Origin of the sequence: Rhodococcus sp. 05-2256-B1, from assembly GCF_002258465.1 — a bacterium.
GTDB classification, from domain to species: Bacteria; Actinomycetota; Actinomycetes; order Mycobacteriales; family Mycobacteriaceae; genus Rhodococcoides; species Rhodococcoides fascians.
In genome coordinates, this window is record NZ_NOZA01000041.1 from 65,430 (window position 1) to 85,369 (window position 19,940).

Below are 19,940 nucleotides of genomic sequence, written 5' to 3' on the forward strand. Positions count from 1 at the left end.
AAACGCACGTTGCGGAGCAGGCTCGACGCGATGGCTCGAAAGGTCGACTCGTTCCGAGTAGGCCGCACGATTCCACAGAATCTGTACGGGCGTGACGAGCCGGATCAGACGGTCTCGCTGGTCACCGATGCACTGGACAAGTGGTTCGCCCTCCTCGACAACGGTGAGTACGACGCCTCGTTTGCGGCGCCTCCCGTCGCGCGTACCCGAGAACTGACACTGGTCTCCCGTGACGTTCTGTGCATCGACGAACAGGTCGTCCAGCTGACCTTCGCCGCCGCCGACGGGTCGGCTCTGCCGGCGTGGGCACCGGGAATGCACTTGGATTTCTACCTTCCCTCCGGTCGGCGACGGCAGTACTCCCTGTGCGGATTGCCCAGCGTCGACACGTACTCGATCGCAGTACGACTCGTGCCGGACGGCGGCGGCGGATCTCCGGAGATGCACGCGCTGACGGTCGGCACTGCGGTGTCGATCAGGGGGCCGCGCAACGGGTTTCCGTTCGTACCGTCCGAACAGGCAGTGTTCGTCGCCGGTGGAATCGGCATCACCGCGATCATCTCGATGGTGCGCCGTGCCCGCGATCTGGGCATGGACTGGCACCTCGTCTACTGCGGCCGCTCCCGCGAGTCGATGCCGTTTCTCGACGAGATCGAGGGCTGGGATCCCGCCCGGGTCACCGTGCGCACCGACGACGTGGACGGCATGCCGTCGAGCATGGATCTGTTGGGCTCGACGGCCCCCGGCGGTTCGGTCTACGTATGTGGTCCGCCGCCGATGATCGACCTCGTTCGCGCCTCGTTCGACGCCCTCCCGGCCACGCATCTGCACTTCGAGCGCTTCTCACCGCCGCCGGTGAAGAACGGGACGGAATTCGAAGTGCAGCTCGTCGATTCCGGCGAAATTCTGTCGGTCGGTGCGGAAGAGACTGCGCTGCATGCCATTCGACGCATCAGGCCGGATGTCGCGTACTCGTGTCAGCAGGGTTTCTGCGGCACGTGCCGGGTGCGAGTGCTCAGCGGAACACCACAGCATCGAGAGAATCGGTTGACGACCGAGGAGCAGCGGCACGAGATGTTGATCTGTGTCTCGCGGTCGGACGGAGAACGGATCGTCCTCGATCTGTAGCCGAATCGCCGGTTTTACCCTTCATCTTTGTCGTCCGATGTCGAGAAAATGCGCCTGTGAAGCAATCAGGGGCCTTTTAGGGGTGTCATCGTCCCCATGCTGTCGCAGCCACCCAGTACTATGGACCGGTACGACATCAAGCCCGGAACAAACGCATGGACCGAGCACGGCGGAAACGACCGTGCCGACCCTGCGGTAGCACCTACAGCAGGTGTGAGCGGGGTAGTGGACGCGTAGAAGGAGAACCAGCTAACCGTGGCTGCCCAGAAGTCAGGTAACAGTGAGAACAGCAAGGATTACGGCGCTTCGTCCATCACGGTCCTCGAGGGCCTGGAAGCAGTCCGTAAGAGGCCCGGTATGTACATCGGTTCCACCGGTGAACGAGGCCTGCACCACCTGATCTGGGAGGTCGTCGACAACTCCGTCGACGAGGCCATGGCCGGCTACGCCTCCACCGTCGACGTCACCATCCACGAAGACGGCAGCGTCGAGGTCAAGGACGACGGCCGCGGCATCCCCGTCGCCATGCACTCCTCCGGTGTTCCCACCGTCGAGGTCGTCATGACCCAGCTGCACGCCGGTGGCAAGTTCGACTCCGACTCCTACGCCGTCTCCGGCGGTCTGCACGGCGTCGGTATCTCCGTCGTGAACGCACTCTCGACCAAGGTCGAACTGCAGATCGCGCGTGACGGTCACCGCTACAAGCAGACGTACGATTACGCCAAGCCCGGCCCACTCGAGACCGTCGGCGACACCACGGAGACCGGCACCACGGTGCGGTTCTGGGCCGACGGCAAGATCTTCGAGACCCTCGATTACAGCTTCGAGACCGTGCACCGTCGCCTGCAGGAGATGGCGTTCCTCAACAAGGGACTGACCATCAACTTCACCGACGAGCGAGTGGCGGCCACCGACGCGACCGAGGAAGAACTCGGCGAGACCGCCGAGGCACCCAAGACCGCCGAGGAAGAGCAGGCCGACGCGGCCAACGCGAAGCCGGCCAAGGTTCGTAAGCGGACGTACCACTACCCCGACGGTCTGGTGGACTTCGTCAAGCACATCAACCGCACCAAGACCGCGATTCACAACTCGGTCGTCGGCTTCACCGGCAAGGGTGAGGGCCACGAGGTCGAGATCGCCATGCAGTGGAACGCTGGTTACTCCGAATCGGTGCACACCTTCGCCAACACGATCAACACGCACGAGGGCGGTACCCACGAAGAGGGTTTCCGTACCGCGCTGACGTCGACGGTGAACAAGTACGCCATCGAGAAGAAACTGGTCAAGGAAAAGGACGTCAAGCTCACCGGCGACGACATCCGCGAAGGCCTCGCCGCCGTCATCTCGGTGCGAGTCGGGGAGCCCCAGTTCGAGGGACAGACCAAGACCAAGCTCGGCAACACCGAGATTCGCTCGTTCGTGCAGAAGGCGTGCAACGAGCACCTCTCGCACTGGTTCGAGTCCAACCCGGCCGATGCCAAGACAATCATCAACAAGGCGGTCTCGTCCGCGCAGGCCCGCATGGCCGCGCGTAAGGCGCGAGAGTTGGTGCGGCGCAAGAGCGCAACCGATATCGGTGGCCTGCCCGGCAAGCTCGCAGACTGCCGCTCGAACGATCCGAGCAAGTCCGAGATCTACATCGTGGAGGGCGACTCCGCCGGCGGCTCGGCCAAATCCGGCCGTGACTCGATGTTCCAGGCGATCCTGCCGCTGCGCGGAAAGATCATCAACGTCGAGAAGGCCCGCATCGACCGCGTCCTCAAGAACAACGAGGTCCAGTCGATCATCACCGCGTTCGGCACCGGCATTCACGACGAGTTCGACATCGCCAAGCTGCGCTATCACAAGATCGTGCTGATGGCCGACGCCGACGTCGACGGCCAGCACATCTCCACCCTGCTGATGACCCTGCTGTTCCGGTTCATGCGGCCGCTGATCGAGAACGGTCACGTCTACCTGGCCATGCCGCCGCTGTACAAGCTCAAGTGGAGCCGCGGCGAACCGGATTTCGCGTACTCCGACCGCGAGCGCGACGGTCTGCTCGAGGCCGGTATCGCCAACAAGCGCAAGATCAACGTCGAGGACGGCGTCCAGCGCTACAAAGGCCTCGGCGAGATGAACGCCAAGGAGCTGTGGGAAACCACGATGGACCCGGCAGTGCGAGTTCTTCGTCTGGTCACTCTCGACGATGCCGCGGCCGCGGACGAACTGTTCAGCGTCCTGATGGGCGAGGACGTGTCCGCCCGCCGAAGCTTCATCGCGCGTAACGCGAAAGATGTTCGCTTTCTTGACGTTTAGTCGTTTCTCGGACGCACCGCACTCAGTGTCGGTGCGTCCGACGACCGTTTTCGAGGAGATCTTCTATGTCTGACATCACCGAACCGCCGGTCGGGCCCCCGCCGGGCTCGACCACCAACGCCGAGGGCGGCGACCGGATCGATCCGGTCGACATCCAGCAGGAAATGCAGCGCAGCTACATCGATTACGCCATGAGCGTCATCGTCGGCCGCGCGCTTCCCGAGGTCCGCGACGGTCTCAAGCCGGTGCACCGACGTGTGCTGTACGCGATGTACGACTCGGGCTTCCGTCCCGACCGTAGCTACGTGAAATCCGCACGGCCCGTTGCCGAAACGATGGGTAACTACCACCCCCACGGCGACACCTCGATCTACGACGCGCTCGTGCGTCTGGCTCAGCCGTGGTCGATGCGGTACCCACTGGTCGACGGCCAGGGCAACTTCGGCTCCCGCGGCAACGACGGCGCCGCCGCCATGCGATACACCGAAGCGCGTCTGACCCCGCTCGCCATGGAGATGCTGCGCGACATCGACGAGGAAACCGTCGACTTCATCCCCAACTACGACGGCAAAACCCAAGAGCCGACGGTACTTCCGTCGCGTGTGCCGAACCTGTTGATGAACGGCTCCAACGGTATCGCCGTCGGTATGGCCACCAACATTCCGCCGCACAACCTGCGTGAACTCGGCGACGCGGTGTTCTGGGCCCTCGACAACTTCGAGGCCGACGAGGAAGCGACTCTCGCGGCCTGCATGGAACGCGTCAAGGGTCCGGACTTCCCCACCCACGGACTCATCGTCGGCGGCCAGGGAATTCAGGATGCGTACTCGACCGGCCGCGGTTCGATCCGCATGCGCGGCGTCGTCGAGATCGAGGAAGACTCCAACGGTCGCACGACGATCGTCATCACCGAACTGCCTTTCCAGGTCAACCCCGACAACCTGATCACCTCGATCGCCGAGCAGGTCCGCGACGGCAAGTTGTCCGGTATCTCGAAGATCGACGACGAGTCCTCGGACCGCGTCGGTATGCGCATCGTCGTGACGATCAAGCGCGACGCCGTCGCGAAGGTCGTGCTCAACAACCTCTACAAGCACTCGCAGCTGCAGACCAGCTTCGGTGCCAACATGCTCTCGATCGTCGACGGCGTGCCGCGCACCCTGCGGCTCGATCAGATGATCCGGTACTACGTCACTCACCAACTCGACGTCATCGTTCGTCGTACGCGGTACCGCCTGCGCAGAGCCGAGGAGCGGGCCCACATTCTGCGCGGTCTCGTGAAGGCGCTCGACGCGTTGGACGAGGTCATCGCCCTCATCCGTGCGTCGCAGACGGTCGATCTCGCCAAGCAGGGCTTGATCGATCTGCTCGACATCGACGAGATCCAGGCGCAGGCAATTCTCGACATGCAGCTGCGGCGCCTCGCAGCCCTCGAGCGCCAGAAGATCATCGACGAGTTGGCCGAACTCGAACGCACCATCGCCGACCTGCAGGACATTCTGGCCAAGCCGGAGCGTCAGCGTCAGATCGTGCGAGACGAACTGGCCGAGATCGTCGAGAAGTTCGGCGACGACCGTCGCACGCGCATCATCGCTGCCGACGGCGACGTCAACGACGAAGATCTGATCGCCCGGGAGAACGTGGTCGTCACGATCACCGAGACCGGATACGCCAAGCGCACCAGAACCGATCTGTACCGGTCGCAGAAGCGCGGCGGCAAGGGCGTGCAGGGAGCGGGCCTCAAGCAGGACGACATCGTCAGCAAGTTCTTCGTCTGCTCGACGCACGACTGGATCCTGTTCTTCACCACCAAGGGACGCGTCTACCGGGCCAAGGCGTACGAGCTGCCCGAGGCAAACCGCACGGCGCGCGGACAGCACGTCGCGAACCTGCTGGCGTTCCAGCCCGACGAACGCATCGCGCAGGTCATCCAGATCAAGACCTACGAAGATGCTCCCTACCTGGTGCTTGCGACCAAGGGCGGTCTGGTCAAGAAGTCGCGTCTGACCGACTTCGACTCCAACCGCAGCGGCGGCATCGTGGCCGTCAACCTCCGCGGTGAGGACGAGTTGGTCGGGGCAGTTCTGGCGTCGTCCGACGACGACCTGCTGCTCGTCTCGGCTCAGGGCCAATCGATCCGATTCTCGGCCACCGACGAGGTACTGCGACCCATGGGCCGCGCCACCTCCGGTGTCCAGGGCATGCGCTTCAACGGCGAAGACGAGCTGCTCTCGCTCAACGTGGTCAGCGAGAACAAGTTCCTGCTGGTCGCGACGTCGGGCGGTTATTCCAAGCGCACCGCGATGGAGGACTACCCGCAGCAGGGCCGCGGCGGAAAGGGAGTACTGACAATCCAGTACGACCCCAAGCGTGGCACGCTGGTGGGAGCTCTCATCGTCGACGACGAGGACGAGCTGTATGCCATCACGTCCAGTGGTGGCGTCATCCGGACCGCTGCCAAGCAGGTTCGGAAAGCCGGCCGACAGACCAAGGGCGTGCGGTTGATGAATCTCGGTGAAGGCGACACACTGCTCGCGATAGCGCGCAACGCCGACGAGATCGAACCGGACGCAGCAGGTCCCGAAGACGATGCACCGAAGGAGTCGTAAGTGAGCACTCCCAACCGGCCTGGCAGCAGGCCCGGCCCCACGGGTGGACCGGACGGCAGGGACGCTGCGCAGACCGAGCAGCCATCGCGTCCGGCACCTCCCGAAGGTGCCCGACCGGGAAGTCGCCCCCAGCCGGCGACGCGTCCGGCACCCGCGGCCGGGCGAGGACCGGCACCGCAGCAGGGTGCTCGGCCACCGGCACGCCCGACTCAAGGTGGTCCGGCCGGCCCGCCTCGTCCGACGCAGGGACCGCCGCCGCAGCGCCCACCGGCACCGCAGGGTCAGCCGGGTTCTCAGGGTCAGCCGGCACCTCAGGGACTGCCGCCGCGAGCACCTCAGCAGGGACCGGCACCGCAGGGACCGGCTCAGTCTCGCCCGCCACAGGCGGCCAACGGTCGGCCCGGTGAGCCGGGTACCGCAAACGCCGACGGCGGTCGCCCAGCCAACGGCCAGCCGCCGCAGGGTCAGGGGGGACCGTCCGGTCCCGCATCGCCGCCGCGTCCCGCAAATGACGCTGCGCCGGTCGCCGAGGGGTCAGCCGAGTCGAAGGCTCCGGCACCGACCCAGGCGATACCGACTCAACGCGGAGACGGCCCGCAGGGCGGTTCCGGCACTCCGCCCTGGCAGCGCGGCCCCGGCCAGCGTCCGGCACAGCAGGGGCCCGACGACCGTCAGCAGCCCCAGAACCAACCTCAGACGAACCTGTCCGGGCGCGGCACCGCACTGCCGGCAACAGGTGAGTTCGATCGTTCGACAGCGGCAGCTGCAGCCGCCTCGGCAGCGCCGGGCCAGCGTGAATCGGGCCAGCGTGAATCGGGCGAGCGTGAATCGGGTGAGGACAAGACCGAACGACGCGAGGCAGCGCGGTCGAAGGCGGCCGTGATCGACGGACCGACTCGGCACATCGAGCGCAAGGATCTGGCGAAGGACATGCCGGATCTGTCTGCCACTCGGCATCCCGAGCCGACGGCAGCCGATCGCGCAGCCCCCACCGCCATCACGGCGGTACCCAGCGCGGACGGCGATCCTCTGCGGGCGACGATCCAGATTCGCAAGATCGATCCCTGGTCGACGCTCAAGATCGCTCTGGTCATCGCTGTGTCGTTGTTCTTCGTGTGGATGGTGGCCGTCGGCCTGCTGTACGCCGTGCTCGACGGCATGGGTGTGTGGGACCGACTCAACAGTGCCTTCACCGAGATCGTCAACGAATCCGGCGACGGCGGACTCGTCAGCGCCGGCCAGGTGTTCGGCTACGCGGCAGTGATCGGTGTGATCAATGTCGTACTGTTCACCGCACTCACCACGATCGGCGCCTTCATCTACAACCTGTCGTCGGACCTGGTCGGCGGCGTCGAAGTGACGCTGGCAGATCGCGACTGACCAGCACGAACGACTGCCGTATCGGGCCGTTTTGGAAGACAGCGGCCCGATACGGTAATCTCATCCCTCGGTTCGAGGAGAGCAATTCTTCGGCCCGAAGCAGTATCGAGGGCCTATAGCTCAGGCGGTTAGAGCGCTTCCCTGATAAGGAAGAGGTCGGAGGTTCAAGTCCTCCTAGGCCCACACCGAACGAACGAAAAGAGGCAGGACGTGAAAATCCTTCTTCTTGTTGCTTCGGTGGTGATCGCAGTGCTGACAGTATCGAAGGTGCGCTCCACGCGCAGCTCGGAAGGCGTCTGGCACAGCATCTCCACCGGGTGACAATCGCTCGGAGAGAACGTGTAAAGTTCGTGCACGTTCGACAGCAACACCCGGGGCCTTAGCTCAGTTGGTAGAGCGCTGCCTTTGCAAGGCAGATGTCAGGAGTTCGAATCTCCTAGGCTCCACAATCAAAAGGACGTCCATTCCGATGGGCGTCCTTTTTCGTGTCTGCACTCGACTGCCCCTCACCCCAAGTGCACTCGACTGCCGCTCACCCCAAGTCCACTCGACTGTCCTTCACCCCAAGTCCACTAGATGTGACATTGACCCCCGAAAAGTCCACCGAACGTGACATCGAGTCCCGGCCGGGTGGCAGGGATGCGTCGACCACTGTTGTGACTCGGACCAACCGCTGTCGAGATCGGTGCCCAGATATCCAGATCATTGTTCGATTCGTTTCGCATCACGTCCGCGGTCCCTAGCGTTCTTCGGGTACAGCAGCGTCGGTTCTCGGATCGACGGGACAGGTCGCGACGGCGCACCGCAGGGGGGTGTGCCGTCGTTCGATCTCGGCGTCTCGGATCGGTCTTCGGTTCGGGCGTCTCATATTTCTCGGAGGAGCCCCACAGATGACGCGTGTTCTCGATCATGAAGAGCTGTTGACCGAACTCGACGGCACGTTGGAAGCCAACCTGAATCGCCATCTATCCATGGCGAAGGAATGGCATCCGCATGATTACGTGCCGTGGGATCTGGGTCGCAATTTTGCGGCGATGGGCGGAGAGGACTGGTCGCTGGAGCAGTCGTCGTTGTCGGAGTTGGCTCGCACAGCGATGATCACCAATCTGTTGACCGAAGACAATCTGCCGTCGTACCACCGCGGTCTGGCCGACAACTTCTCGTTGGACGGAGCCTGGGGCACCTGGGTGGGCCGTTGGACCGCGGAGGAGAACCGTCACGGGATCGTGATGCGCGACTATCTGGTCGTCACACGCGCCGTCGACCCGGTCGAGCTGGAGCGGGCTCGGATGCACCACATGACGGTCGGTGTCGATGCCCCGATGGACGGCTCCAACTTCTTGCATTCGGTGGCGTACGTGACGTTCCAAGAGCTCGCAACGCGCGTGTCCCACCGCAACACGGGTCTTGCCTGTGGTGACCCGATCGCCGATCGAATGCTGGCCCGGGTGGCCGCCGACGAGAATTTGCACATGATCTTCTACCGCAACCTCGGCGAGGCGTCGCTCGACCTGGTCCCGGACCAGATGGTGCGTGCCATCGCCGATGTCGCGACGGACTTTCAGATGCCGGGACTGAACATGCCGAACTTCCGCAAGAACGCCATGATCCTGGCGAAGCACGGGATCTACGATCTCCGCCAGCATTTGGACGAGGTGCTGATGCCGGTGCTGCGGAAATGGAACATATTCGAGCGCAACGACTTCAGTGGTGAGGGCGAACGCGATCGCGATCGTCTGGCCGCATTCGTCCAGGATCTCGAGGCGAAGGCGACGAAGTTCGAGGAATCACGCGATCGCCTGTTGGCGCGGGAGGCAGCGCGGGCCGAGAAAGCGTCCTGACCTGCTACGGAATCGCTGCTGCGGGTCGTGATCGGAGCTCGGAGGTGTTAGAGTCCGGTCACGGGTGGGCCCGATGAGGCGATGGTCGTAGTGCGTGGGGAGGGCCGATGGTGCCTGGGGGGAATCGCGTGAGCGGTGGTGTCCGGTTCGTTGCGTGCCACGGTGAGGCGTCACGCGTAGTCGACGGTGTCTGCTGGTGAGAAGATTCGGGTTCGACGAGTCCGGCCGGATGCTGGCGGTTTTCGCCGCGGTGACCACGGTTCTCTACATCGCGAACGGCATTGCATCGTGGTCGGACCTGTCCGGCCCGCAGCAGCTCTTCGCCGCGCTCGCAGTGGTTCTGGGGCCGGCGGCGATCGTTGTTCTCGCCCGGGCAGGAGCGCCGAGTCCCAAGCATGCGGTCGGCACCGCCACCGCTCTGTCGGTGGGCGCGCTTGCCTGTGCATTGGGTAGTAGTAACACGATGCCCGCGTTCTTGATCTGCGTGCAAGCGGCGATGTTCCTCGGCATGCACATCGGGGCATTCTGGTCCGAGCGCGACGCTGGAATATGGGTTGCGGTGCTGGCCGTGTCTGCGGTCGTGGGTGCCGCCGTCGCCCCCTACGGCACGCCCTTCATCAGCTACATTCTGGTCGCCCTGGGCATCGTCGGCGCAACGGAAGTGTTCGGAGTGTTCGCGCGTCGAATGCGGTATTCGGCAACACATGACGCGTTGACGGGCCTCCTCAATCGATTCGGTTTCGAGTCGAAGATCGAGAAGATGTTGCCCGCGTGCGCCGCTCGTGGTCTGACGGTCAGTCTGGCGGTGCTCGATCTCGACAACTTCAAGGAGATCAACGACGAGTACGGCCACATTGCCGGCGACGTGTTGCTCACTCGCGTCTCGAAGGCGTGGAAGGGGCAACTGACGAAACGGGACGTTCTGGGCCGGCTCGGCGGAGACGAATTCGTCCTGTTCATGCCAGGGGTTCTCGAGGCCGAAGCCTGGCAGGTCATCGACGGCTTGCGCCGATCCCATCGAGCCGAGTGGAGCGTCGGTCTGGCGTGTATGCCTGCCGGCCGCCGGTGGGGTGAAATCTACCGCGCTGCAGACGCAGACCTGTACCGCGCCAAGCGGAGTCGTCCCCCGAAGGCGTCTCGCCCCACCGAGCCCGGCGACGGACATCGCGGGCCGGTACGCAGAATCGTGTAGCGATACACCGATATGCCCGTCATCCCCAGATTTCATCCACAGCCTGGGGATAGATTCCTCGCTGCACCGTCTCGCTGACGTTGACTCGTCGAGTACGACGACAACTCTGCGGGGGGATTGCGATGGTCACGCTCGATGACGTCAGATCATGGGACAGTCAGGCGCTGACCGCCGTCTCGAATAAGTTCATGCACCGTTGGCGTGAATTGACCGCCGTGCACAGCTCACTGCTGGAGACCGTCGTCGACGACGGATGGCAGGGCCCCGCGGCAACGGCATACCGAGATGCCATCGGAGCTCTCCGTGCGCAGGTGGGGGACTGTGCGACGGAGCTACTGCGGGTAGCGCTGTGCACCACTCCGGCGGCCATCGACATGGCCGGACTCGTCTCGGCGCTGACCGCTCTGGAAGCGGACGCCGCGCGCGAGCACTTCGATATCCGACGCGACGGTTCGGTGACCGACCTGCTGACGTCGTATTCGGTTGCGCAGCAGGACCTGTCGTCGACCATTCGCGATCGCCGTCGCCGCTACACCGAGTTGGCCGAACGCATCACCCAACTGATGCGAGCCGCGACCGCGTTCGACGACGACCTTGCCCGACGCCTCGCCGGCGACATCTCACCGGGGAGCGTGAGAACAGCAGGGGTATCGGAAGTGCCGGTCGCTGGGAGCCCGGCCACGAATGCGGCGTTCTGGAGCGCTCTCTCGCCCGCCGAGCGCACTCGACTGCTCGTCGAGCACCCGGCTCTCATCGGTAATCTCGACGGCGTGCCGGGTCGAATTCGGGATTCAGCGAACCGTCGGGTACTTGCCAGTGAGCGCCTCCGACTGCAGGCTGTGGCGGGTGAACTCAGAAAACAGTTGCAGGACAACACTTTCGGAGGAATATTCAGTGATGCCGACGCCGGCTTGGAACAGACGCTAACACGGTTGCGTTCGCTCGACGCGATCGAAAGCACTCTGGCGCAGGGTGACAGGCAACTGTTGGCGCTCGACAATTCGACGTATGCAGAGACCACTGCCGCGATTGCGATAGGTGACGTCGACACAGCAACACACGTGGCGGTGTTCGTACCCGGCCTCGGCTCGACCGTCCACGGAGACGCGGTACGTTACGACGGCGACCTGGAAAACCTCAAAAATACTGTGGAACAGACATTTTCGGAGGATCCGCCGCCCACCGTCGCAGCCGTGACGTGGATGAACTACCAGGCACCACAGCTGGGATGGGGCCTGCTCGATCCCCATCGAACCGTCGTATCCGACGCAGCAGCGCACGCAGGGGCGACGCGATTGGCGCCCTTTCTGGAGGGCCTCGATGCGGCCCGGTCGAACGATCCACATCTGTCGGTGCTCGCACACTCGTACGGATCATTGACCGCAGCCGCTGCCCTGCACGAAAGCACCGGCGTCGACGAGTTCGTGGCCCTCGGATCACCTGGCCTCGGCACCGACAGTGTGACCGACCTACAGGTTCCCGACGGTCACGTTTTCGCGGCGGAGGCGCGCGGGGACATCGTTGCTGACATCGGTGCCTTCGGTCGCGATCCCGGCACACTCGATGGAGTGACCCAACTGGCGACCGACGAGGGCGACGGGCGTCCGGGCACCACAGGTCACGGCGACTACCTCACGGACGGTTCGAGCGTCGAACACAACGTCGCGCTGGTCGTCGCCGGCCGGGGTGACGATGCAGAAACCAGGCCCCGGCCGGGCCTGTTCGATCTACTACAGAAGCTGCTATACCTGTGACGTCGACTCGTCTTCGTAATCGACCAGGCTGGGCGGCGCATCTGCGGGCGGCGGCACTTCGTGGCGGCGACGGCTGAGGTAGAACACGACACCTCCGACGGCGACAGCGGCAGCTCCGAGCGCCAGGACGCGACGCTTGTTTCCCGGCGTCCGATCAGCCGTGAGAGCTGCCTTGGTCAGATCGGCCCGGGCAATCCGCTCGGCGGTTGCCGCGCGACGCTGCGCAGCCTGCTTACGCGCCAGGCCGTAGCCGCGCTTGGCGAGGAGCAGGCCCACTCCGGCAGGGCCCTTGCTCACGACGGAAGCGGCACCGAGCAGCGTCGACGCCGCCGTACCGGTGGAGGAGTGAACCCGCTCGGTTTTCGTTGTGCTCGTCATGCCCTCACTGTTCCACAACAGCGCCCCGATCGACCCTCCCAATACACCACCTGTGAACTACCCGGTCGCTCGAGATGGCACGATGGTGAGCGTGACTTCACCAAACAAGACCCAAACGGCAACGCTGCACACCAACCGCGGCGACATCGTCATCGAACTGTTCGGCAATCACGCCCCCAAGACCGTCGCGAACTTCGTCGGTCTCGCGGACGGGTCGAAGGAATACACGACGCAGAACGCGTCGGGAGCCAAGACCGGACCGTTCTACGACGGCGCAGTCTTCCACCGCGTCATCGACGGTTTCATGATCCAGGGCGGCGACCCGACCGGAACCGGCACCGGCGGACCGGGCTACAAGTTCGAGGACGAGTTCCACCCGGAGCTCTCCTTCGACCGCCCGTACCTGCTGGCCATGGCCAACGCAGGCCCCGGCACCAACGGCTCGCAGTTCTTCATCACCACCGGCAAGACCCCGCACCTCAACCGCAAGCACAGCATCTTCGGTGAGGTCACCGACGAGGCGTCCAAGAAGGTCGTCGACGCCATCTCGAGCACGCAGGTCGGCCGCGGCGATCGCCCGGTGGAAGAGGTCGTCATCAACAGCATCACCATCGCCTGATTCGGTTGTAGAAGGAATTACACGATGACAAACCCCGGCTGGGGTGGCGCGTACGGCGACCAGCCCAACCCACCCCAGTCGGTGTGCGTCAGACATCCCGATCGCCCGACCGGCCTGGCCTGCTCTCGATGCGGCCGGCCCGCGTGCCCACAGTGCCTGCAGCCCGCGGCCGTAGGGCAACACTGTGTCGACTGTGTGCGCGACGGCAACAAGAACGTCCGGACCGCACGTACGGTCGCCGGCGCGCCGATGACACGCTCCGCCAAGACACCCCTGACCTTCGCGCTGATCGCGATCAACGTCGTGATCTTCGGCCTCACCGCCGCTCAATCCGGCGACCTCATGAGCAATTTCCGCGGATCCTCGCTGGCCGACGCCTGGGCACTGAACAGCCTGCTGGTCGCGGACGGCGATGTGTGGCGCCTCCTCAGCAGCGGGTTCATCCACATAGGACCCATTCACCTGCTGGTGAACATGTTCGCCCTGTACATCATCGGCCGGGACGTCGAACTGGTGCTGGGCCGCAGCCGCTATCTCGCCGTCTACTTCCTGTCGCTGCTCGGTGGCAGTGCATCGGTCATGCTGTTCGAGAACCCCCTCGCAGCCACCGCCGGCGCGTCGGGTGCCGTATTCGGATTGCTCGGTGCGCAGGCCGTCATTCTGCTGCGACTCAAGCGCTCCCCGACCCCGGTCCTGATCGTGATCGCGCTGAACATCTTCATCAGCATCTCCATCCCCAGCATCTCGCTGTGGGGCCACATGGGCGGACTTGTCGCCGGAGCGGCAGCGACCGCCGGATTGGTGTTCCTACCCAACCGCAACAGCGCGCAGCCTCGTGCCGGGATATCCCTCGCCTGGCTCTCCGTGGCCGCAGTAGCCCTGATAGCTCTGGGCACCATCGCGGTCCGAGTCCTCGACCTCCGCGCGCAGATGGGCCTCTGAAGTCCACTAGATGTGCCATTGACCCCCGAAAAGGCCACTGAACGTCACATCGAGTACCCCGGAGGGGGTCGGGGACGGTGGGCGGTCAGTTGTTCGGCGGCACCAGACCGTAGGTGTCGAGTACCTCGAACACGTCGCGTGGGTCGGCTCCCAGGTCCCATCGACCGAAGATGATGAGTCGATCGTCGTCCTCGTCGGGTGGGCGGACGTCCAGTTCGAGCATCGGCACTCGTCGTCCCAGTCTCGGGTAGCGGACCACTTTGATTTGGACGATGTCGGCGCGCGAGTACGTACGTGTGCCGGTGAGTCGTTTCATCACCAGGGAGCCGTCGGGTGTGATGGCGAGTCGGGGGCGTTGTGCGGCCGCGAGGGCTGCCATCACCCAGGTTCCGACGGCGGCGAGTCCGACGAGGAAGGTTCCGGCGGCGTCCGAGGAGGCGAGGACGGCACCGATGGCGAGTGCGATACCGCCTGCCACCAGCGCGCCGACGGCTACGGCCGGCGTCGCCCACCGCTGTTCGTACACACCCTGTGGATGGTTGGGAAAGTTATCCACAGGGTTTATCCACATTGGGGATGAATGACATGGGTGTAACTCGGCCGGCTCTCAGCGCCATCGCATGGTCATGACGAGGCCGACGACCATGAAGCCGAATCCGATGAGGAAGTTGTACGCACCGAGGTTGCCGATGAACGAGATGTCTTCCTGGGCCAGGTAGTACACGATCAGCCACAGCAGCCCTACCAGCATGAATCCGAGCATCAGGACCACGTACCAGACCGGCGACGGGCCGGCGTTGACCTTCACCGGCGTGCGGTTGGCCGGGTTGATCGAGTAGTCGTTCTTCTTCCGTACCTTCGACTTCGGCATTGCGTCCTCTTCGTGTTCTTGACGGTCATCGGCGTGCGCCGTGCCTGTGGACAACTGACGGTGACAACCTGTGGATCGATCGAGTTGCGTGCATCCCCAGGTTATTGTCTCCCGGAGAGCCGTGGCGGTCATCCACCCGGTTTGTAGTACACGCTAACTCAGATCAGCGCAGCACCGACCTACCGAACAGTGGCGAGCACTCTGTGAGACGACGATCGACCGATTCCTCCGAGACCCGATGGTGGGTGCTCGCTGTGGCGGTGTGCGCTGTGGTCGGTCTGCTGCTCGGAACCACGCGACATGCCTCGGACGGCAACGAGTTGCGGGGCGGTGACACGACACGGCTCGCCGATCTGGTCGATTCGGCCCAGAGAAGCAGCGACGATGCGCTGCGCAGTAGAGATGCGCTGGAGCAGCAGGTCGATCTCCTGCAGCAGCGTACGGCGGCGGGCGACTCCGAGGTGGCCGACGCGTTGGCCCGGGTCGACGCCCTCTCGGACGCGGCGGGCCGGGAGGAGGCGTCCGGCACGGGGTTGACGGTGACGATGGCCGACGCTCCACGCGGTCCCGACGGGTCGTATGCGTCCGACGCGTCTCCGGACGACCTGGTGGTTCATCAGGTCGACGTGCAGAGTGTCCTCAACGCCCTGTGGGCCGGTGGTGCGTCGGCGATGGCGATGCAGGATCAGCGTCTGGTGGCGTCGTCGGCGCCGCGGTGTATCGGGAACACGCTGCTACTGGGCGGCCGGACGTACAGTCCGCCGTACGTGATGACGGCTCTCGGCGACCCGGATCGACTGCGGGCGGCGCTGGACAACGAGCCCGGGGTGCGGCTGTACGAGCAGTATGCGCTGCGCTATGGCCTCCGCTACGAGGTCGCGGCCTATCAGAACCTCTCGGTTCCGGCGTACACCGAATCGGTGCGCATGCGTTTCGCGGAGCCGCGCTGAGTACGCTGTCGACATGCGCATTCTCGTCGTCGACAACTACGACAGCTTCGTCTTCAACCTCGTCCAGTACCTGGGCCAGTTGAACGCCGAGGTCGAGGTGTGGCGTAACGACGACGAGCGACTCGCCGATCGCGACGCTGTCGCCGCGGAGTTCGACGGCATTCTGCTCAGCCCGGGCCCGGGAACCCCGCAGCGCGCCGGGGCCACGATGGACCTGGTCTCGGCGAGCGCGCGGGCCAAAACCCCACTGCTCGGTGTCTGTCTGGGCCATCAGGCCATCGGAGCCGCGTTCGGTGCCACGGTCGAGAAGGCCCCGGAGCTGCTGCACGGTAAGACCAGCCTCGTCCATCACACCGGCGTCGGCGTCCTGGAGGGGATGGGCGAGCCGTTCACGGCCACCCGCTATCACTCGCTGACCGTCCGCGAGGACACCATCCCCGCGGAGCTCGAGATCATCGGCCGTACCGAATCCGGCCTGGTGATGGCCATGAGGCACACCGAGCTACCTATTCACGGCGTGCAGTTCCATCCGGAGTCCATCCTCACCGAGGGCGGGCACCGGATGCTGGCCAACTGGCTCGCAGTGTGCGGTATGCCCACCGATTCCGGTTTGGTGGGAACCCTGGAGGCGCAGGTCGCCGAGGCCTTCGCCTGATCGTCGATCGCTAACGCCCGGGGATACCCAGGGCACCGATGCTGATCGTGACGGTGTCGGACTTGCTGATCTCGGACCCTGCCGGCTGCGTCTGATTCACCACTCGCCCGACCATCAACGGATCCAGCGTCGCTTCCCTTGTCGCCGTCAGTTCCGCTGCCGTGCCCGTCCAGCCGGCCGACTGCAGCGCGGCCAACGCCTGTGCCTCGGTCAGACCGGCGAGGTCGGGCATGGGGATCTTGTCGCCGTTCGACACGCGCAGCGTGACCACGGTGTTCTCGGTGACATTGGTGCCGCCCACGGGGTCTGTGGAGACGACCTGACCCGTCGGCTGTCCCGAGTCGATGTTCTGCACCTGGACGCGCAGTCCGGCTCCCTCGACGTTCGGCTGCGCCACGTTCACGAGTTGCCCCACGACGTCGGGCATCCGCACCTGCGCCGGCCCGGTGCCCAGGGTGATGCGAACCTGCGAGTTCGCGTTCATGCTCACGCCCGAGGACGGATTCTGCTCGACGACCTTGTCGAGGTTCTCGGGTGACGACGGAGCACGGGCGACGGTGGCATCGAGCTGGAGGCCCACCTCGTTCAGTGCATCCGACGCCTGCTGCTGGGTGAGGCCGGTCAGTCGAGGAACCTGCACCTGCTGCGGTCCCGAGGACACGTCGAGCTGGATGTTCCCCGGCGATTCGGTCTGTGATCCGGCCGCCGGATTGGTGCCGATGGCCGAGCCTTCCGGAATCGCCGCGTCGGGCTTCTCCTGGATGCTCACTCGCAGGCCGGCTTCTTCGAGTTGACGCTGTGCCTCGTCTGCGGACAGTCCTACGACGGTGGGCACGGCGACGGTCTTGGGGTCGGCACCGGGACCGAGCGACCACAGGAAGGCACCGACGATAGCGACGACGATGATCGCGGCCGCCGAGATCAACGCGATCTTGAGGCCGCGGCGGTTCTTCGGTTCGTCGTAGTCCTCCGTGTGGCGTGACGACCGAGGTGCCGCGGTAGCGGCGGGCTTGTCCTTGCCGGAGAAATCGGCCTGACGGGAATCGACGGAGCCGAGGATGGTGGTTCGATCCTCGTCGTTCATCACCATGGGCGCACTCGGGCGCTGTCCACCCAGAACGCGGACCAGGTCGGTACGCATCTCGGCGGCGCTCTGGTAGCGATTGGCCGGGTTCTTGGCCATTGCCTTGAGGATGATCGAATCGAGTTCGCGTGGGACGGTGTCGTTCACCAGCGACGGCAGCTGGGGGTCTTCACGGACGTGCTGGTAGGCGACGGCGACCGGCGAATCCCCCTTGAACGGCGGCTCGCCGGTGAGGATCTCGAACAGCACGCAGCCGAGCGAGTAGACGTCCGAACGCGCATCGACCTGTTCTCCACGGGCCTGCTCGGGCGAGAGGTACTGCGCGGTTCCGATCACGGCCGCGGTCTGAGTCATCGGCGAGGACGAGTCGGCGATGGCGCGGGCGATGCCGAAGTCCATCACCTTCACCGCGCCGGCGTTGTTGATCATGATGTTGGCGGGTTTGACGTCGCGGTGCACGATGCCGTTGCGGTGGCTGAAATCGAGTGCAGCACAGACGTCGGCGATGACCTCCATGGCCCGACGCGGCTCCATGGGTCCTTCGGCGCGCACGATGTCGCGCAGCGTGTCGCCGTCGACGTATTCCATGACGATGAACGGGAGCGGACCGGCTTCGGTCTCCGCTTCACCGGTGTCGTAGACGGCGACGATGGCGGGGTGATTGAGCGCAGCAGCGTTCTGTGCCTCACGTCGGAACCTCAGGTAGAACGTGGGGTCGCGAGCGAGGTCGGCGCGCAGAACCTTGATGGCGACGTCACGATCGAGTCGGGTGTCCCGAGCGAGGTGAACCTCGGACATACCGCCGAAACCGAGTATCTCGCCCAGCTCGTAGCGAGAGGAGAGCGTACGGGGAGTCGTCATCGTTGTCCTTGTGGTGCTTGCGGGAACGGAATCTCGATCAGCGGCCTGCGAGTCGTCGTCTGGGTGGGCTGCGCCGAGGTCGTCGTGCTCTCTTCGGTGGTCGTCGGCTCCTCCGAGGTGGTCGTGGTCGTCGTGGTGGTGGTGGTCGTTTCTTCGGTGGTCGTGGTTTCTTCGGTGGTGGTCGTCGGCTCGGTGGTCGTTGTGGTCGTGGTCGTCGGCTGCGTGGTGGTCGTGGGCTGCACGAACGGTGTCGGCGAGTCGTCCCTGCCACCGGTCAGCAGTACGTATCCGCCGATCAGGATGGCCAACAGCAGGAGCGCGCCGCCGCCCCAGGCCAACGCCTTCTGTGCCGAGGACATGCCGGTCTGCTCGGGAACCGCTGCAGCTGCAGTGCCGGTAGCCGGGCCCCGGTAATCCCGTTGCGAGGTCGGCATCATCTGGGTGCTCGACGGCGGAGGCGGCTGCGGGCTGGGCACGACGCCGGGCATCATGACTCTCCCGGTTCCGGTGCCGCGCGAGTTGCCGGGTGCCGGCGGCCGGCGGCCGGCCCGAACTGCGGCGACGGCGTCGGCGAATTCACCGCCGTTGGCGTACCGGGCGGCCGGATCCTTGACCATCGTGATCTCGATGAGCTCACGGACGGCAGGTGGTAGGTCGACCGGCATGGGTGCCGGTGCTTCGCGGACGTGTTTCATGGCGACGGTCAAGGCGCCGTCGCCCACGAAAGGCCGTGTGCCCGCGAGTACTTCGTATCCGACGACGCCGAGTGAGTAGACGTCGGATGCCGAGGTCGCCTCTTCGCCGAGGGCTTGTTCGGGAGCGATGTACTGGGCGGTGCCCATGACCATTCCGGTCTTGGTGACCGGGGAGGCGTCGACGGCTTTGGCGATGCCGAAGTCGGTGATCTTGACCTGCCCGGTGGGGGTGATCAAGATGTTGCCGGGCTTGACGTCGCGGTGGACGACCCCTGCGGTGTGCGCGATCTGCAGCGCGCGCCCGGTCTGCTCGAGCATGTCGAGGGCGTGGCCGAGTGGCAGCCGCGACATGCGACCCAGCACTGCGTTGAGGGGTTCGCCGTTGACCAGTTCCATCACCAGGTAGGCGAGCGATTCGCCTGCACCGTCGCGGGTCTCGCCGTAGTCGTACACCCCGGCGATTCCGGGGTAGTTCAGCTGAGCGGTGGTACGGGCCTCGAACCTGAAGCGCTGCAAGAACTCCGGGTCCTCGGAGAACTCGGCTTTGAGTACCTTCACGGCGACACGGCGGTCGAGGCGATTGTCCATCGCCTCCCAGACCTGTCCCATGCCGCCGGTGGCGATGAGGCGCAGCAGTCTGTAGCGCTGCGCGATGACGGCTCCGTTACTCAGTGGCACCGATG

Annotated in this window: 16 protein-coding genes and 2 tRNA genes; 13 read left to right on the top strand and 5 right to left on the bottom strand. The window is 64.9% G+C overall.

Annotation, left to right across the window (positions count from 1 at the left end; genetic code table 11):
- Nucleotides 1-30: 30 nt before the first annotated feature.
- The 9 genes from CH285_RS25715 (at nucleotide 31) to CH285_RS25755 (ending at nucleotide 12,202) form a co-directional block, all read left to right on the top strand.
- Entirely contained in the window at nucleotides 31-1,128 is a 1,098-nt protein-coding gene (locus CH285_RS25715) for a PDR/VanB family oxidoreductase (protein WP_373454754.1), read from the top strand.
- A gap of 255 nt (nucleotides 1,129-1,383) precedes the next feature.
- Entirely contained in the window at nucleotides 1,384-3,426 is a 2,043-nt protein-coding gene (gene gyrB / locus CH285_RS25720) for a DNA topoisomerase (ATP-hydrolyzing) subunit B (protein WP_027494993.1), read from the top strand.
- A 65-nt stretch (nucleotides 3,427-3,491) separates the two neighbouring features.
- A complete protein-coding gene (gene gyrA / locus CH285_RS25725; protein WP_027494992.1) occupies nucleotides 3,492-6,035 on the top strand; it encodes a DNA gyrase subunit A in 2,544 nt (847 codons plus the stop codon).
- Entirely contained in the window at nucleotides 6,036-7,415 is a 1,380-nt protein-coding gene (locus CH285_RS28540) for a DUF3566 domain-containing protein (protein WP_176458622.1), read from the top strand.
- Between the two features lie 109 nt (nucleotides 7,416-7,524).
- Nucleotides 7,525-7,598 (top strand) — tRNA-Ile (locus CH285_RS25735).
- 190 nt (nucleotides 7,599-7,788) lie between these two features.
- A tRNA-Ala gene (locus CH285_RS25740) sits at nucleotides 7,789-7,861 on the top strand.
- 444 nt (nucleotides 7,862-8,305) lie between these two features.
- Nucleotides 8,306-9,256 carry an acyl-ACP desaturase gene (locus CH285_RS25745; RefSeq protein ID WP_032367964.1) on the top strand — a complete coding sequence of 317 codons (951 nt, stop codon included), beginning with the start codon at nucleotides 8,306-8,308 and terminating at the stop codon, nucleotides 9,254-9,256.
- Between the two features lie 196 nt (nucleotides 9,257-9,452).
- Nucleotides 9,453-10,448 (top strand): GGDEF domain-containing protein, encoded by a 996-nt coding sequence (locus tag CH285_RS25750; protein WP_255032273.1) that lies wholly within the window; start codon nucleotides 9,453-9,455, stop codon nucleotides 10,446-10,448.
- A gap of 122 nt (nucleotides 10,449-10,570) precedes the next feature.
- Nucleotides 10,571-12,202, top strand: a complete 1,632-nt coding sequence (locus CH285_RS25755) for an alpha/beta hydrolase (RefSeq protein ID WP_094642761.1) — start codon at nucleotides 10,571-10,573, stop codon at nucleotides 12,200-12,202.
- Here the strand turns inward: CH285_RS25755 and CH285_RS25760 are convergent.
- The gene (locus CH285_RS25760) at nucleotides 12,191-12,580 is read right to left on the bottom strand and encodes a hypothetical protein (RefSeq protein ID WP_052054687.1); all 390 of its coding nucleotides are present in this window, start codon (nucleotides 12,578-12,580) and stop codon (nucleotides 12,191-12,193) included. The two genes, CH285_RS25755 and CH285_RS25760, sit on opposite strands and share 12 nt — an antisense overlap.
- Before the next feature lie 82 nt (nucleotides 12,581-12,662).
- On the opposite strand from CH285_RS25760, the gene CH285_RS25765 reads away from it, so the two are divergent.
- Both CH285_RS25765 and CH285_RS25770 read left to right on the top strand, forming a co-directional pair.
- Nucleotides 12,663-13,199 carry a peptidylprolyl isomerase gene (locus CH285_RS25765; protein WP_094621787.1) on the top strand — a complete coding sequence of 179 codons (537 nt, stop codon included), beginning with the start codon at nucleotides 12,663-12,665 and terminating at the stop codon, nucleotides 13,197-13,199.
- 24 nt (nucleotides 13,200-13,223) lie between these two features.
- Nucleotides 13,224-14,141: a rhomboid family intramembrane serine protease gene (locus tag CH285_RS25770; protein WP_094642762.1), complete on the top strand. Its 918-nt coding sequence runs from the start codon at nucleotides 13,224-13,226 to the stop codon at nucleotides 14,139-14,141.
- An 85-nt stretch (nucleotides 14,142-14,226) separates the two neighbouring features.
- On the opposite strand, the gene CH285_RS25775 is transcribed toward CH285_RS25770, so the two are convergent.
- The gene (locus CH285_RS25775) at nucleotides 14,227-14,712 is read right to left on the bottom strand and encodes a PH domain-containing protein (protein WP_052053630.1); all 486 of its coding nucleotides are present in this window, start codon (nucleotides 14,710-14,712) and stop codon (nucleotides 14,227-14,229) included.
- Between the two features lie 36 nt (nucleotides 14,713-14,748).
- Nucleotides 14,749-15,012 (bottom strand): cell division protein CrgA, encoded by a 264-nt coding sequence (gene crgA / locus CH285_RS25780; protein ID WP_048319273.1) that lies wholly within the window; start codon nucleotides 15,010-15,012, stop codon nucleotides 14,749-14,751.
- A gap of 203 nt (nucleotides 15,013-15,215) precedes the next feature.
- Here crgA and CH285_RS25785 point away from each other — a divergent pair, with 203 nt between their 5' ends.
- Together CH285_RS25785 and CH285_RS25790 are read left to right on the top strand one after the other, a co-directional pair.
- Entirely contained in the window at nucleotides 15,216-15,962 is a 747-nt protein-coding gene (locus tag CH285_RS25785; RefSeq protein WP_032367617.1) for a DUF881 domain-containing protein, read from the top strand.
- A gap of 13 nt (nucleotides 15,963-15,975) precedes the next feature.
- Nucleotides 15,976-16,617 (top strand): aminodeoxychorismate/anthranilate synthase component II, encoded by a 642-nt coding sequence (locus CH285_RS25790; protein ID WP_032371409.1) that lies wholly within the window; start codon nucleotides 15,976-15,978, stop codon nucleotides 16,615-16,617.
- Nucleotides 16,618-16,627: 10 nt separating this feature from the next.
- On the opposite strand, the gene pknB is transcribed toward CH285_RS25790, so the two are convergent.
- Both pknB and CH285_RS25800 read right to left on the bottom strand, forming a co-directional pair.
- The gene (pknB, locus tag CH285_RS25795) at nucleotides 16,628-18,562 is read right to left on the bottom strand and encodes a Stk1 family PASTA domain-containing Ser/Thr kinase (RefSeq protein WP_032371410.1); all 1,935 of its coding nucleotides are present in this window, start codon (nucleotides 18,560-18,562) and stop codon (nucleotides 16,628-16,630) included.
- Entirely contained in the window at nucleotides 18,559-19,935 is a 1,377-nt protein-coding gene (locus CH285_RS25800) for a serine/threonine-protein kinase (protein ID WP_032373396.1), read from the bottom strand. Before CH285_RS25800 ends, pknB begins: the two co-directional genes overlap by 4 nt.
- Nucleotides 19,936-19,940: the final 5 nt, after the last annotated feature.

Coding starts and splice junctions, on each gene's coding strand:
- CH285_RS25715 (WP_373454754.1), top strand. CDS start 31: ATGGCTCGAAAGGTCGACTCGTTCCGAGTAGGCCGCACGATTCCACAG.
- gyrA (WP_027494992.1), top strand. CDS start 3,492: ATGTCTGACATCACCGAACCGCCGGTCGGGCCCCCGCCGGGCTCGACC.
- CH285_RS25745 (WP_032367964.1), top strand. CDS start 8,306: ATGACGCGTGTTCTCGATCATGAAGAGCTGTTGACCGAACTCGACGGC.
- CH285_RS25755 (WP_094642761.1), top strand. CDS start 10,571: ATGGTCACGCTCGATGACGTCAGATCATGGGACAGTCAGGCGCTGACC.
- CH285_RS25760 (WP_052054687.1), bottom strand. CDS start 12,580: ATGACGAGCACAACGAAAACCGAGCGGGTTCACTCCTCCACCGGTACG.
- CH285_RS25765 (WP_094621787.1), top strand. CDS start 12,663: ATGGTGAGCGTGACTTCACCAAACAAGACCCAAACGGCAACGCTGCAC.
- CH285_RS25770 (WP_094642762.1), top strand. CDS start 13,224: ATGACAAACCCCGGCTGGGGTGGCGCGTACGGCGACCAGCCCAACCCA.
- CH285_RS25775 (WP_052053630.1), bottom strand. CDS start 14,712: ATGTGGATAAACCCTGTGGATAACTTTCCCAACCATCCACAGGGTGTG.
- crgA (WP_048319273.1), bottom strand. CDS start 15,012: ATGCCGAAGTCGAAGGTACGGAAGAAGAACGACTACTCGATCAACCCG.
- CH285_RS25790 (WP_032371409.1), top strand. CDS start 15,976: ATGCGCATTCTCGTCGTCGACAACTACGACAGCTTCGTCTTCAACCTC.
- pknB (WP_032371410.1), bottom strand. CDS start 18,562: ATGACGACTCCCCGTACGCTCTCCTCTCGCTACGAGCTGGGCGAGATA.